Raw genomic sequence first — 14,723 nt, 5'->3', positions numbered from 1 at the left:
ACGGGCCATACCGGCCGGCGGATCCGTAATGTCGTCAACATCGGTATCGGTGGTTCGGATCTGGGTCCGGCGATGGCGTACGAGGCGCTGCGCGCGTACACCGACCGGTCGCTGACGTTCAGGTTCGTGTCGAACGTGGAGGCCCCCACGACTTGCACGGTTGGCTGAGACAGAAACATCAGGTAGCCGAAGAATCCGCTGTCGACATGCGCGGTGCCTCACACTCGGACACCGCCTGCGTCGCCGCGTCCTCGACAGTACGCAGTTCGCCCATCGCGGATAGGAATGCAGGGGCGTCCTTGCTGACCGTGCCGTGGATCGTGGCGAGAGCACGGCTACGGCGTGCGGAGAGATCGGGCCGACGCTCGATCTCCACCTGAGCGGCCCAGTGAGTCAACCAGTGCTGAAGGTGTCCGATCTTGCCGGTCCGAAGGGCGGCGGCGAGTGCTTCTTCCTTGTGCTTTTCCATCTCGTCCAGGCGGTGAGGAGCGATCAGGGCGAGCGCCACGCGGACGGCGCCGGGGGTACGTTCGGGGCGCGGGACCAGCTCCGTGCCGTGATCCGGCTGTGTGCTCACGATGTCCTCCAAAAGGCGGCCTTGCGGGCGCTGCGCGCACTGGGCGAGTGCCGTCGCGATGGCATCGGTGGGCGGCGACTGTGCCATGAGGAGGCTGTACGGCACGGGTGGGCCCCGTTGCAGACGGCCAGGGCCTGTCGCCGACGAGGGCTACCGGGCCGGGTCGGTGTCGTAGGCGTGACGGGCCTGCTCGACCTTGTCCAGGTTGCCGGCCGCCCATTCGGCGAGGTGGGCGAAGAGCGGGGCGAGGCTGCGGCCGAGGTCGCTGATCTCGTACTCGACCCGAGGGGGGACCTCTGGGTGGTACGTGCGCACGACCAGGCCATCACGTTCCAGTTGCCTCAGCCGCTGGGTCAGCACCTTCGGTGTGATCCTGGCGATCCGCCGTTGCAGCTCGACGAAACGTTGCCGGCCGTGCGTGTTGAGGGTCCACAGGATCGGAGTGGTCCACCGGCTGAACACGATGTCCACGACCGGGCCGATGGGACAGGCCAGTTCGGGGTCGATCTCAGCGGGTGCCGTCCAGGTGGCGTTGCCGGGCATGCGCATCCCTTCGGCATAGTCATTTTCCTGTAGGTACCTACTATACCGACGGTGTTAGCGTCCCCGTGTCGCTCGGAGAGATGCCTTCTCGGCGGCGGCCTCGCCCGCTCGTGCGACGCCAACCATGCTGAATCGACAGGGGAGTTGGTCATGATCGTAGTGACGGGGGCAACCGGTAACGTCGGTCGTTCGCTCGTGCGGGCCCTCGCGGCAGCCGACGAGCAGGTGACCGCAACCTCACGGGGCATCTCGGAAGCGGACGTGCCTGAGGGCGTCCGGCATCAGCAGGCAGACCTGATCGATCCTGAGAGCCTTCGGCCCGTTTTCGAGGGCGCCGACGCGCTGTTCCTGCAAAGCGGTGGCCCCAGCGCGCACCTGCTGAGCCCCCGGGACATCCTCGACGTCGCCAAGGCCGGCGGCATCGGGCGGGTCGTCCTGCTGTCTTCTCAAGGAGTCGCGACCCGGCCGCAGTCGGCCTCTCACGGGGACACGGGACGCTCCATCGAGGACGCCGTCCGGCAGTCCGGCATGGACTGGACGCTCCTGCGACCCGGCGGCTTCGACTCCAACGCCTTCGCCTGGGCCGAGTCGGTCCGCGCCCATCGGGAGATCGCCGCGCCGTTCGCCGACGTCGGCCTGCCGACCATCGACCCGGACGACATCGCGGAGGTCGCAGCCGCAGCCCTGCGGGAGGACGGCCACGCCGGACGGATCTACGAACTGACCGGCCCCGCCCTCAGCACTCCCCGCCAGCGAGCCGAGGCGATTGCCGACGCGCTCGGCGAACCCATCCGGTTCATCGAGCAGACACGCGACGAGGCCGGCGCACAGATGCTGCAGTTCATGCCGGCGCCCGTGGTCGAGACCACGCTGACCATCCTCGGCGAGCCCACCCCTGCCGAGCAGCGCATCAGCCCCGACGTCGAGCAGGTCCTCGGCCGCGCGCCCCGCACCTTCGCCGAGTGGGCTCAGCGCCACATCGCTGCCTTCCGATAGGACCCGCCTTCCGATAGGACCCGCGGTCCCCGGCCATGGCGATCCTGGTCGATCCATCACCCAGCACTGCCGACCGCACTCAGACAGTCAGTCGCTGACGGGCCTGGGCGAAGTGACTCATTCCGGCGAACCGACGCTCAGTCGGATGAGGACGGCGGTGTTGGCGCGCGGCAGCGAGACGGTGAGGGTTCCGTCGGTCGGGTTCCACTCCGTGGTGGGGTCGGCGGTCGTGGGCTGGAGCACCGTGGGGTCGAGGTGTACGCCGCGCAGGTGCGGGACGGTGAGTGTGCGGGTGGTGTCGACGGGCCCGTTCTGGTCGTGACGGCTCGGGTCCGCCCCGTGACCGCCGTTACCCAGGTCCCCGCCCAGGCCCCGTCTCCAGACCACCAGGTACGTCGACTCCCGGCCCCGCAGCCCATGCGCGATCCAGGTGTCCTCCCAGCCGGGCAGGCCCAGCGGCCAGAACGGGTGCGCGTCGCCGATCCGGGGCCGGAGGTCCTTGTAGACGGAGATCGCCGAGCGGACGAGGTCGAACTGTTCGTCGCTCATGAGGTTGAGGAAGCCGGAGAGGTGGACCCGGCCGAGCAGTGCGCCGGTGAGGGTGAAGGCGATCTCGTCGAGGCTCTGGTCCGGCTGGGGGTAGGCCCACACGGCGGCCTGCTCGGGTGTGGCCGCGGTGGCGGCCGCGGCGGCGATGGGCGGGTAGCGCAGGGGGTCCTGCTGGTCGCTGGTGGACTGGAGTTGGGCCACCGCCAGTTGGGCGTAGTCCATGCGCAGGCCGCCCGAGCCGCAGTTCTCCAGGACGAGGTGGGGGTGACGGTCGAGGAGGGAGTTCATCCAGTCGAGGTGGGCGCGGTGGTGCCCGAGCAGGCCGGCGCCGGGGCTTTCGACGCCGCTCGTCGTGCCGGTGCCGACAGCGCCGTCCGTACCGACGGCCCCCTCCGTGCCCGGCCCGATGTTGATGTTGTAGTCGAGCTTCAGGTACCCGACGCCCCACTCGCCGACCAGCCGGTCCACGACCGTGTCGAGGTGGGCGCGGGCGGCCGGGTGGCGCAGGTCCAGATGGTGTCGGCCGTGCTCCGTGACGCGCACGCCGCCGCGCTGGAAGAACGCCTCGGGCGGCAGGGTGTCGGCCAACGGGCTGCGCACGCCGACCACTTCGGGTTCGAGCCAGAGCCCCGGGGTCATGCCGTGACCTCTGATGGCGTCCAGAACCTCCTGGATGCCGCCGGGAAAACGATTCGGGGCGGCCTCCCACGCGCCGACCGCGTCCCACCAGCCCTGGGCGTCGTCGTCGTACCAGCCGGCGTCGATGACGAAGATCTCGGCGCCGGCCCTCCCCGCCGCCTCGATGAGGGGCAGCAGCCGTTCGGTGGTGGGGTCACCCATGAGGGTGTTCATGTAGTCGTTGTAGATCACCGGGAGCGCGTGGTGGTCGGGGTGGTCGCGGCGGATGCTCCTGCGGTGGTCCGTGAGAGTCGCGAACGCGGCGTCCAGGCCGCCGGACCCGGCCCGGACGAGGACTGCGGGGACCGTGTGGAACTCCTGGCCGGGCGCGAGGGTGTGGTGCCACTGGTGGTGGGCGTCGTCGGGGCCGAACAGGGCGACGTACGCCGCGCCCTCACGTTCGCCGGACTCGAAGCGCCAGCCCGCGCTGGACTCGATCTGCCAGAGCCAGGCGCGGCCGTCCCGGTCGGTGAGGGCGGCGACGGGGAGATGGCGGCCGGTGGACCAACTGCCCTGCGAGTAGCGCTCGAAGCAGCCGCGTCCCTCATGGCCGTGGGCGGCCCGGCTCAGCGGGACGACCTGGTCGCGGAAGGCGGCCCGGCGCCAGCGGCACTCGGCGAGCCAGTCGTTGTCCGCCCAGTGCAGGGTGAGGCCGTCGAGGCCGCCGTCGGGGTCGCGGATGCCGCCGAGGGTCAGGGTCGACACGCTCTCCAGCCGGAGCGCGGTGGCGCCCTCGTTGACCAGGCGTACCCGCGCACGCAGGAAACCCGAGCCCGCGTCCGCGTCCGCACCCGATCCCGAACCCGAACCCGAACCCGCCTCCAGGGTGACCTCGGCGGCCAGCCCGGTCACCGGGTCCGCCAGCCGGATCGTCGTACGCTCCAGGCTTCCGACCTGGACCGTCTCGTGGCCGCGGTAGGCCAGGCGGTCACCGACGGCGGTCTCGATGAAGCGCTCCCCCGACCACATGCGCCCGTGACCGGTGACGGTGACCTCGACGAGCGGCACCAGACAGGCCCAGTCCTGGCCGGGCGCTCCCAGCCGCACCGAACCGGCCGCGTCCACGACGGCGTGCAGTGCGAGCGCCGGGTGCGCCCAGATACGGGATCTCTCGACTGTTCCTACGGCACTGGTCAACGCAACTTCCCCTTCTGGGACGGTTCGGTCCTGCGTGTCTCGTGTCAGCGCTGAGCTGGGGCTTCACGCTCGGCGGGAGGGACCGTGCGGCGCCGACGGATGTGATCGGCGGGTAAAGCCGCGATTACAGATCTCTTGACGCCCACCGTGTGACCGCTCACAATCCTCGCATGCATGTGACCGGTCACACAAGCTCCGGCAGCCACCGCGGTCCCCGACAGGGAGCTTCCAACTCGCCGCCCACCTAGACAGCCACCACCCTCCCCGGACACTCACCGCCCCCCAGCTCCGCCCCGCCACCCTTCCCCGTCGGACCAAGGATCCCGCCATGAGAAGAGCCGTTTCCGTCCTTGCCACCGCCTGTGTTCTCGGGCTGACCGCCACCGCCTGCAGCGACAGCACCGGTGGCGCCACGGGCGCCGCGCCGCAGGGTTCGGTCGATCCGACCGCCTCCCTCAAGGGCGTCAGCCTCACCATGTGGGTCGCCCAGAACAGCGTCTCGGAGCCCAAGCAGGCCATCGACGCGTTCGAGAAGGCCACCGGAGCCAAGATCACCACCGAGGTGATACCGGACCCCTACGAGTCGAACGTCCCCACCAAGCTCGCCTCGGGCGTCAAGCCGGACCTGATGTTCTGGCAGCCCACCGGCAGCACCCTGCCGTTCGTCCAGCCGGCCAAGAACCTGCTGCAGCTCGACAAGGAGGAATGGGTCTCCAAGCTCGGCGAGACGGAGAAGAGCCTCGGCCAGGTCGACGGTCACCGCTACGCGGCCATCGTCACCAGCCCCGCGGTCCTCGGCGTCTACTACAACAAGGACGTCTTCAAGAAGGCGGGCATCACCACCATGCCCACCAGCTACGACGACATGCTCGCCGACGCCGCGAAGATCAAGGCGAAGGTCCCGGGCGTCGCCCCGTTCTTCGAGGTCGGCGGCGACAAGTGGCCCCTGCAGTGGCAGGTGCAGGCCCAGATGACGGACCTGCCGCAGTCGTTCTGGGACAACCTCAACAAGAACAAGGACAGCTGGACCAACAAGACCATCGTCGACGCCATCACCACCTACAAGACGAAGGTCCTCGACGGCGGCCTGGCGCAGAAGAACTACAAGACGGCCACCTTCGTGGACCAGGGCAAGGCGATCATGGACGGCACCGCCGCGATGGCGGTGAACGTCACCGCGCTCCAGTCCGAGATCCAGGCCACCTCCAGCACCGAGGAGATGGACAAGAAGCTCGGCTGGTTCCCCATCGCCAACAGCTCCGCCAAGGCCGAGTACTCCCCCGACCAGACCAACGGCGTGGTCGCCTTCAACACCGGCGACACCAAGCGCCAGAACGCCGCCCGGCAGTTCATGTCCTTCTGGCTCGGCCCGAACTACCCGGCCTACATCAAGGCCAACAAGCTCGTGTCCGTCGAGCCGTCCGTGCCCAACCCCGAGGGCCTGCCGCAGACCGCCATCGCGCAGGCGAAGGCGCTGTCCACAGCCCAGGGAGTCTTCCAGGTCAAGGCGCTCACCGCCCCCGACATGCACCTCGCCCTCGCCGACATGATCTACGGCAAGAAGACCCCGCGTGAGGTCGCCCAGGCCGCCGAGGACCAGTTCAAGCAGGTCCTCAAGGCACGCGGCGTCTCCGGTTTCTGACCAATGCGCTCCGCTCGGAGGGGCCGTGAGGGGCGGTGGGTTGGCTGCGGGTTCGTCGTGGCTGGTCGCGCAGTTCCCCGCGCCCCTTCAGGGCGTTGCGGTGCCGTCGGTCTCAGCCCCTCGCCTGATCGTCCCCGGGAGGTTTAACAGTGGCGGACACAGCCACCATCGGCGTCGGTGACGCCACGCGCGAGAAGGAACCTGACCGGCCCTCGCGTCACGGCGTGCGGAGGCGCTCCCGCCGCAGGGCCAACCAGCCCTGGTGGTTCGCCGTGCCGGCGCTCGCCGTGTTCGGCCTGTTCTTCCTGCTGCCGAACCTGCTGAACTTCGTCTACCCGTTCACCGACTGGTCGGCGTTCCACTCGAAGATCGGCTTCGTGGGCCTGTCGAACTTCAGCACCATCCTGCAGGACGGGTCGATGGCCCGGGACATCCGTATCACCCTGGAGTACGCGGTGTTGGTGGCCGTCTTCCAGAACGGTTTCGGTCTCGGCCTCGCCCTGCTGCTTGAGCGCGACAGCCGCTTCAACCGCTTCTTCCGCGCGGTGTTCTTCCTGCCCGTGCTGATCTCCGCGCTGGCCGTCGGCTACCTCTTCCGGGCCCTGCTCGCCCAGGACGGGGCGCTGAACAGCGTGTTGTCCTCGCTGGCAGGGCATCACGTCGACACGCCCTGGCTCGGTTCGACCACCTGGACGCTGGTGGTGGTGACCCTCATCCACGGCTGGAAGTGGATGGGCCTGGCCATGCTGATCTACCTGGCGGGTCTCAAGAGCATGCCCGGGGACGTGCTGGAGGCCGCCCGCATCGACGGGGCCGGTGCCTGGCGCACCTTCTGGTCGATCAGGTTCCCGCTGCTCGCGCCCGCGGTCACGTTCAACGTGACGACCGCGCTGATCGGCTCCATGAACACCTTCGACATCGTCCAGGCCACCACCGCGGGCGGCCCCGGCAGTGAGACCGAGGTGTTCAACATCTACATGTTCCGCATCTTCGGCCAGGGGCTGTACGCGCAGGCGTCGGCGATGAGTCTGGTGCTGTTCCTCATCGTCGTCGTCCTCGCCGTACCCGTCATCGTCGGCCTGCGCCGCAGGGAGAACAACCTGTGACCACTCTTCCCGCGTTCGCCCCCGCACGCCGGCGCCCCCTGCGCTGGATACAACCGGCCGCCGTGCTGTTGATCGCCGCCGTCACCATCGGCATCCCGCTGTGGCTGGTGGCGGTCACCTCCGCCAAGCCGCAGGCCGAGGCCATCAAGCCCAACCTCGCCCTGCCGCACCACGTCCAGGCCGCCGCGAACTACCGACAGAGCTTCGACGAGGGCAAGATCGTCCAGGGTTTCGTCAACAGCCTGCTGGTCGTCGCCCCGTCCGTCGTCATCGTGCTGCTCCTCGGCGCGGGCGCCGCCTGGGTGTTCGCCCGCCGCAAGGGGCGCCTGGTCAACGCCATGTACGCGCTGAGCATCAGCGGGCTGCTGCTGCCTCCCGCGGTGATCACCATCGTGATGGAGCTGCGTCAGCTGGGGCTGGCCGGCACCCGCCCCGGCATGATCGGCGTCTACGCCGGGATGTACCTGTCCACGTCGATCTTCTTCATGACCGGGTTCATCCGCGCGCTCCCCGAGGAACTCGAGGAGGCCGCGCGGATGGACGGCGCCGGACCGGTGCGGGTCTTCCTGCGCATCATCCTGCCGCTGCTGAGGCCGGTCATCGCCACCGCGACGATCATGGTGATGCTGTTCGCCTGGAGCGACATCTTCTACGCCTTCTTCGTCCTCGGCGGAGGTGCCAAGGCCACCCTGCCGCTCAACCTCTACCAGGTCGCCAACGCCCAGCTGTACCTCAACAACTGGCATTTGATCTTCGCCTACGTGGTGATGATGAGCCTGCCGATGGTCCTCGTCTTCGTCCTGGCCCAGCGCCGCATCGTCTCCGGCATCACCAGCGGCGCCGTCAAGTAACCGCCCACGCCCCCCACTTCGCGTGGCAACCCACCCCCGCAGCACCCACAGACCTCCCGCGACGGTGCGGGAGGAGAAGGACAGTCATGCCTCGAACACCTCGCAGATCCGGACGCCTCCGCAGCCTCATGGGCGCGGGCGTCGTCGCCGCCGCCCTCGTCGGAACGGCTCTGACCGTGCCCGCCGCGCAGGCCGCCACACCCCAGTTGACCGTCGACCTCGGGCAGACCACCGGCGCGGTCATGCACGGAGCCAACGGCGCCCTGTACGGGCTCAGTGACGACGGAGTCCCCGGCGACAGCATCGTCACCCCGCTGCACATGACGTCGATCGCGACGAAGGCACCCGACGGCGCGCAGCACCCCAACGGTGACGCGCTCGCCGTCCAGCCCGCCTTCGCCCGCGGTGGCGGCGGCGACAACCTGATTTACATGCAGGACATCTACGCGCAGTGGCCCTACGAGAACCTCGGGCTGGACGACTACCTGTCCAAGGTCGACACCATGGTCCGCAAGGTGGCCGCCAGGCCCGACGCGGGCACGTTCGTGTGGGTGCCGTTCAACGAGCCGGACGGCAACTGGTACAGCGGCCTGGGCAGTTCGGACACGGCCACGTACAAGAACGCGCTGAGCAGGTTCGAGAGCGACTGGACCACGGTCTACCAGAGGATCCGGTCGATCATTCCGGACGCCAGGATCGCCGGCCCCAACGAGACGCACTACGACGCCCGCCTCATGGGCGACTTCTACCCGTGGGCGAAGGCCAACGACGTCCTGCCGGACATCACCACCTGGCACGAGCTGGACCCGGGCTCCCTGTCCCACTTCGAGGGCACCCTCAAGGCCTACCGGACCCTCGAACGCGACAACGGCATCAGCGCCCGGCCGGTCAACATCAACGAGTTCGGCAACCGCCGCGACCTGTCGGTGCCGGGCCAGATGGTCCAGTGGATGTCCATGTTCGAACGGAACAAGGTCTACGCCGACCAGGCGTACTGGGACGTCGCCGGGAACCTGGACGGCAACGTCAGCCAGACCAACATCCCCAACGGCGACTGGTGGCTGCTGCGTTGGTACGCGGGCCTGACCGGCAAGACCGTCGAGGTGACCCCGCCGCAGCTCAACGTCATCGACACCCTGCAGGGCATCGCGTCCCTCGACACCGGCCGGCGGCAGGCTCAGGTGCTCCTCGGCGGCGGGACCTCCGGCTCGGCGAACACCGTCATCCAGCACATCCCGGCCTCGTTCGGCCGCAAGGTCAACGTGTCCGTGGAGCGCACCGCCTGGAGCGGTTACGAGGGTGCGGGCCCCGCGCCGAGGGTGCTGGCCCGCACGACCTACCCGGTCGCCAAGGACGGCAGCGTCACCGTCCCGTTGACCGGCCTCGACCCGATGGCGGCCTACCGCATCACCGTCAACCCGGCCGGCAGCGGCTCGCCCGCCACGGCCGACGTCCCCTGGTCCGCGACGTACGAGGCGGAGGACGCCGCCCTCACCAGCGGCACCGTCTACACCCAGGGCACGGTGTCCAACCCGTACGGCTACGCCACCTCGGGCACGAAGGACGTCGGCAGCCTGAACCAGGCGGACAGCAAGGCCGCCTTCACCGTCGACGTCCCGAAGACCGGCACGTACGACCTCGACGTCTTCTACGGCAACCAGTCCGGCGGCCCGGCGACCCAGACCCTCACCGTCGACGGCGGCTCGCCCCGGACGATCACCTACTCACCGACCCTGAACTGGACCTACCGGGCCACCGCGGGCGCCTCGGTGTCGCTGACCGCGGGCACCCACACCCTCACCCTGGCCAAGGGGACCAACGAGGTCACCCTCGACAAGATCGACCTCACCGCGGCCTCCGGCGCGCAGACCGCCTACCCGGCCGCGTACGCCGACATCACCGGGAAGCCCTCCTACGACTACAGCGCCTCCGGCACCACGGGCGCCGGTGCGCTCGCCCTGAAGGCGGGCTCCTCGGCGGCCTTCGACGTGTACGCCCCGGCCGACGGCTACTACACCGTGCACACCGACTACGCGTCCGACGGACCGGCCGGGCTCTCCCTGGACGGTGCCACCGCGGTCCGCCTGCCCGCCACCCGCGGCAAGCTCACCGACCGGAGCTCACGGCTGTACCTGTCCGCGGGCAACAACCGTGTCACCGCCACCACTTCGGGCGCGACGACGCTGACCCTGCGGGACCTGCGGGTCGCCGCGAAGGGTGACACCTCGGGCGTCACCGCCTACGAGGCCGAGGACGGCACCCTCGCCGGAGCGGCCGTCGTCTCCTCGGACAGCTGGGCCTCCGGCGGCAAGTACGTCGGCTACGTCGGCAACGGTTCGGGCAACACGCTCACCGTCAAGGTCGACGCCGCCCACGCCGGGCGGTACGTCATGAACGTCCGCTACGCCAACAACCAGGTCGCGGGTTCCGGGAACTACAACACCAACGTCGTCTCCCGGGCGGCCCGGATCTCCGTCAACGGCACCGCGCAGACCGTCATGTTCCGCAACAACTACAGCTGGTCGAGCTACTGGGACCTGCCCGTCCCGGTCACCCTCGCCGCCGGCACCAACACGATCACCTTCGCCAACGCCGACGCCTACGCCCCCAACATCGACCGCGTCACGGTGGCACCGCTCACCGGCTGAGGAACGAACTCCGGTCGGGGCCCGGCCACTTGGGCCGGGCCCCGCCGGGGTTCGTAGCGATCCTGTGCTACGAGGCGAAGTCGCCGATAACCTCGCCCATGTTGTAGCTGTACAGCTCACGCTTGCAGGACGAGCAACTCGCGCTCGGCGCGTGCTCGCTCAGCGACCACAGTTGCGGTGCGAAGCCGTCGCCGCGGCCGTGCGCGAGGTACAGGTCCTCGGGGCCGAAGGAACTCTGCAGCGCCTTCGCGTTGCCGACGAGCTGCGTGGTGCCGTCGACCGAGGTCGCGGTGGCCTGGAGCAGACGGCCATTGTCGTAGCCGTTGCTGCGGTGGAAGTACCACTTGCCCTCGTAGCGGGTCACGCCCTGGATCTTGTGCCAGAGGGCTTCGCCGTTGAAGGTCGCTCCGGTGGGCAGGCCGTAGGCGGCGTCCGCGTTGGCCTTCGTGCCGGCTGAGCCTTCGACGGCGGCGGTGAGGACGGACATCGGGTAGGTGCCGACCCGGCCGGGGCTGCTGCCGCCGTTGTTGGTGTTGCAGTACTCACCGAGCACCATGTGGTCCGTGTCGGTGCGGTCCAGGGAGATGTAGGACGCCTTCGGCCGGGCGGTGGCGTAGCACTGGTTGCCGCTGGTGTCGCCGCTGGTCCTGGCCGCGGTGAACTTGAGCGAGGCGACCTGCGGCATGACGTAGCGGTAGCCGAAGCCGTACCAGACGTTGCTCTGCCGGCCGACGCGCTTCTTGTCCAGGACGTCGCTGACCAGGCCGTCGGGCGTCGGGTCGTTGACGTCCGCGTTGTTGTCCGGGTTGAGGTCCATGATCTTGCGGAGGTCGAAGACCCGCATGCCGTTGGCGGTGTCGGCGACGTACAGGTAGTTGCCGTACCAGACCATGCCGCCGGCGTGGATGCCGTTCTGGGCCTTGCAGGCGTTCGTCACCGAGGTGGTGCACTTGCCCTCACGCGCGTGCAGCGCGTCGAAGGAGATGTGGTCCTTGGAGTTGACGTAGGGCCAGACCAGCAGCACATGGCGGTACTTCTGGGTGGCCTGGTTGAAGAAGCTGACCCGGATGCCCTTTTCGTTGCAGGCGTCGGACGCGGAGTCCTGGACGCAGTTCTCGCGTCCCGCCTCGTAGTTGCTGCGGCCGGGGTTCTGCCCGTCGTACGAACCGACGGCGATGGGCTCGGCGTTGGACGTGCCCCAGTCCTCGTCCTCCTGCGCGTCCGAGACGCCGGAGATGGCCTGCGGAACCCATTCGCTGGACGTGGCGTCGTCGCTCTTCCAGCACACCCGGTGGTTCACGGCGAGGTCGGGGCCGTAGATGCCGGTCGAGCCGCAGCCGCCGTCCCAGCCGGCGTCCCGGTTGGCCTGTTCCATCAGCTCGGTGAGGCCCTGCTTGGGAAGCGCGGCGTCGAGCTTGTCCACGAGGCCGGTGAGGGACGAGCCGGCCTCCAGTTGGAAGTCGCCGGGGCGCCCGGGGACCGGGGCGGCGAGGAGCCCGGGGTTGCCCGACTCGGGCGGGGCCAGCGGGGTGCTTCCCGCGAAGTCGTCCTGTTCGCCCTCGGGTTCGTCGCTGAAGCCGTCGTCCGGCATGTCCTCGGTCGGCTCGTCCGCCGTCACCGCCGCGCGCGGCGTGGGGGCTGGGGCGGCGGACGCCCCGGTGGCGGGCATCAGCCCGGATGTCAGCGCCCCGGCTATGACCGCCGCGGCGGCCAGGCGTATTCGACCGGACAGGTGTGTCATGTGAAGGCCCTCCCGTTGGTGGAAACACGCGGATCAGCAGGCCTTTCACGGCCCGTCAGCCGATCGCGCCACCTCAGTCAACAGGCCAACTCAGGGCGTCATACGTACATTTGAGCGAGGGTCACCAGATCTACACGAACGCGCGGAGGGATCCGGCCGGGCGGCCCGCCGGGCGCGCCCGAACCCGGATCCGAGGAGTGCCCGAGCCCTACGGCGTGGGCAGCGCGACCGGTCCCCCGGTGCGCAGGGACTCGTAGGCGGCCAGGACGACGCGCAGGGTGCGCAGGCCCGACTCGCCGTCGGGGGACGGTCGTCGGCCGGTGCGTACGGCGTCGAGGAACTCGTCGAGCATGGCGGCGTCCAGGTCGGCGCCGCCCGCCTCCCAGCGGTCGCGGCCGGTGCCGGAGTCGAAGCCGCCGAGCAGCCGGGGGAAGGCGTCGAACTCCACGATCGCCTTCTCGGCGACGCAGGTCATGGCGAGGCCGCCCCAGGTGGGGTGATTGGGGGGATGGCTCCAGCTGGCGTCCACGGCGGTGACCAGCCCGCTGGGGTACCGGATGGTGACGAGGCCCGCGGTCTCGACGGCCGGGGTGGGACCGCCGTCGTCCAGGATGCGGTTGGCCTGGGCGTACACCTCCGCCGCCTGCTCGCCGTCCAGCAGGGCGTCCACCAGGTCGGCGATGTGGACGGTGTGGTCGGCCAGCGCCCCGCCGCCCGCCAGTTCCGGGTCGGCGAACCAGGAGTGTGAACGTGCCGGATTGGAGCCGTTGTTGGCTCCGTGGACGCTGACCAGTCCGCCGAGCGAGCCGTCGGCCAGGGCGCGGCGCAGGGCGGTGAACGCGGGGCTGAACCGCACCGGGTAGGCGGTCATCAGGGCGACCCCGGCGTGCGCGCAGGCGTCGATCATGGCCCGGGCGTCCGCCTCGGTGGTCGCGAGGGGCTTCTCGCACAGCACGTGGGCCCCGCTCGCGGCGGCCCGTTCGACCAGGTGCCGGTGGCAGGCGTTCTCGCTGGTGACCACCACGGCGTCGGGGCGCGAGGCGAACACCTCGTCCCAACTGTCGGCGTAGTCGGCACCGAGATCGTCGGCGAGGTCCCGGCCTCGGGTGGGGTCGTCGGGCGGGGCGTCGGGGTCCGCGGTGACCAGTTCGATGCCGTCGCGGTCGCGCAGCAGCCTGATGTAGGTCGCCGCGTGCAGATGGGCGAAGGACAGTACGGCGACTCTCACTGGTCGGTCCTCTCCGTGGTCACGGTCGTGGTGCGCGGGCCGAGTTCGACGGCACGCCCGGTGCGGGCGGACTCCGCCGCGGCCTGCGCGATGCGTACCGCGGCCACACCGTCCCGGGCGCTCACCCGGGGGTGCGGGCCGCCCGTGAACGCGTCGGCGAACTCGCGGATCTGGGTGAGGTAGGGCGACTCGCCGAAGTCCCCGTCGGGTATGCCGTCCGCCGGGCCGCCCGGCGCGCTACCGGTGATCCGCAGATCGAGGTGGGCCTGGGAGTCGTGCTCGACGGTGCCGCCGGTGCCCGACACGTGGAACGTGGTGCGAAACGGTGTCGCCGGCGGCCCCCACACGCCCACGACCTGCGTGATGGTGCCTCCGGCGTGGGTGAGTACGGCGGTACCGGTGGCGACCGACCCTTCCGGGGCGGGGGCGGTGAGGTGCCCCTGCTGCCGGGCGTGGACCCGTACGACGTCGCCGAAGATCCAGCGGGCGATGTCCATGTCGTGGATCATCTGGTCGGTCAGGATCCCGCCGGACCGCGCCGGGTCGGCGAACCAGCCGCTCCAGGTGGGGTAGATGCCGGTGCGGGTGAAGCGGGCGACCGCCACCCGGCCGAGGCCGCCGCCCGCGACGAGGTCCCGCAGCCGGGCGTAGGCGGGGAAGAACCGTACGACGTGTCCCGGGTACAGCCGCACCCCGGCCGCTTCGGCCGCGTCGGCCATGTCCTCGGCGTCGGCCGCGCTGAGCGCCAGCGGCTTCTCGCACAGGACGTGGGCACCGGCCGCGACGGCGGCCAGCGTGATCTCCTGGTGGGTGTCGGTCGGTGTGCACACGTCCACCACCTGGGCGCCGGCGATCGCCTCGCGCAGGGAGCCCGCGCTGGTCGCGCCGAACTCGCGGGCCAGGGCGGGGGCGCGGCTGTCGGGCGCGTAGACGCGTATCCGCGCGCCCAGGGCGACCCACGCGGGCAGATGAGCTCGGGCGATGCCGCCCGCGCCGATCAGCGCGACTTCTAGTTCTGCCATCGAAT

General features: G+C 70.0%; 11 protein-coding genes and 1 pseudogene. 6 read left to right on the top strand and 6 right to left on the bottom strand.

Features of this window, described 5'->3' with window-relative positions; genetic code table 11:
• Positions 1-141, top strand: a pseudogene (locus ABZ027_RS34975) (glucose-6-phosphate isomerase); the annotation flags it as partial.
• Between the two features lie 37 nt (positions 142-178).
• Here ABZ027_RS34975 and ABZ027_RS34970 read toward each other — a convergent pair.
• Complete coding sequence (locus ABZ027_RS34970; protein ID WP_356775521.1) at positions 179-664, bottom strand: hypothetical protein; 486 nt, start codon at positions 662-664, stop codon at positions 179-181.
• A 63-nt stretch (positions 665-727) separates the two neighbouring features.
• Entirely contained in the window at positions 728-1,126 is a 399-nt protein-coding gene (locus ABZ027_RS34965; RefSeq protein ID WP_356775519.1) for a helix-turn-helix domain-containing protein, read from the bottom strand.
• A 144-nt stretch (positions 1,127-1,270) separates the two neighbouring features.
• On the opposite strand from ABZ027_RS34965, the gene ABZ027_RS34960 reads away from it, so the two are divergent.
• Positions 1,271-2,116: an NAD(P)H-binding protein gene (locus ABZ027_RS34960; RefSeq protein ID WP_356775517.1), complete on the top strand. Its 846-nt coding sequence runs from the start codon at positions 1,271-1,273 to the stop codon at positions 2,114-2,116.
• 117 nt (positions 2,117-2,233) lie between these two features.
• Here the strand turns inward: ABZ027_RS34960 and ABZ027_RS34955 are convergent, their stop codons facing one another.
• Complete coding sequence (locus tag ABZ027_RS34955) at positions 2,234-4,480, bottom strand: glycoside hydrolase family 36 protein (RefSeq protein ID WP_356775515.1); 2,247 nt, start codon at positions 4,478-4,480, stop codon at positions 2,234-2,236.
• 328 nt (positions 4,481-4,808) lie between these two features.
• On the opposite strand from ABZ027_RS34955, the gene ABZ027_RS34950 reads away from it, so the two are divergent.
• The 4 genes from ABZ027_RS34950 (at position 4,809) to ABZ027_RS34935 (ending at position 10,727) form a co-directional block, all read left to right on the top strand.
• Entirely contained in the window at positions 4,809-6,122 is a 1,314-nt protein-coding gene (locus ABZ027_RS34950; protein WP_356775513.1) for an extracellular solute-binding protein, read from the top strand.
• A 149-nt stretch (positions 6,123-6,271) separates the two neighbouring features.
• Positions 6,272-7,228, top strand: a complete 957-nt coding sequence (locus ABZ027_RS34945; RefSeq protein ID WP_356775511.1) for a sugar ABC transporter permease — start codon at positions 6,272-6,274, stop codon at positions 7,226-7,228.
• Positions 7,225-8,079 carry a carbohydrate ABC transporter permease gene (locus ABZ027_RS34940; RefSeq protein ID WP_356775509.1) on the top strand — a complete coding sequence of 285 codons (855 nt, stop codon included), beginning with the start codon at positions 7,225-7,227 and terminating at the stop codon, positions 8,077-8,079. Before ABZ027_RS34945 ends, ABZ027_RS34940 begins: the two co-directional genes overlap by 4 nt.
• 86 nt (positions 8,080-8,165) lie before the next feature.
• The gene (locus ABZ027_RS34935; RefSeq protein ID WP_356775507.1) at positions 8,166-10,727 is read left to right on the top strand and encodes a CBM35 domain-containing protein; all 2,562 of its coding nucleotides are present in this window, start codon (positions 8,166-8,168) and stop codon (positions 10,725-10,727) included.
• Between the two features lie 67 nt (positions 10,728-10,794).
• Here ABZ027_RS34935 and ABZ027_RS34930 read toward each other — a convergent pair whose 3' ends face one another.
• The 3 genes from ABZ027_RS34930 to ABZ027_RS34920 all read right to left on the bottom strand — a co-directional run bounded on the left by ABZ027_RS34930 (position 10,795) and on the right by ABZ027_RS34920 (position 14,718).
• Positions 10,795-12,468, bottom strand: a complete 1,674-nt coding sequence (locus tag ABZ027_RS34930) for a hypothetical protein (protein WP_356775505.1) — start codon at positions 12,466-12,468, stop codon at positions 10,795-10,797.
• A 208-nt stretch (positions 12,469-12,676) separates the two neighbouring features.
• Positions 12,677-13,696, bottom strand: coding sequence for a Gfo/Idh/MocA family oxidoreductase (locus tag ABZ027_RS34925; RefSeq protein ID WP_356775503.1), 1,020 nt, complete (start codon positions 13,694-13,696; stop codon positions 12,677-12,679).
• Positions 13,693-14,718 carry a Gfo/Idh/MocA family oxidoreductase gene (locus tag ABZ027_RS34920; RefSeq protein ID WP_356775501.1) on the bottom strand — a complete coding sequence of 342 codons (1,026 nt, stop codon included), beginning with the start codon at positions 14,716-14,718 and terminating at the stop codon, positions 13,693-13,695. Before ABZ027_RS34920 ends, ABZ027_RS34925 begins: the two co-directional genes overlap by 4 nt.
• Positions 14,719-14,723 lie beyond the last annotated feature (5 nt).

Origin of the sequence: Streptomyces sp. NPDC006332 (assembly GCF_040612855.1) — a bacterium.
GTDB lineage: Bacteria > Actinomycetota > Actinomycetes > Streptomycetales > Streptomycetaceae > Streptomyces.
This window is presented reverse-complemented; position numbering and strand designations above follow the sequence as displayed.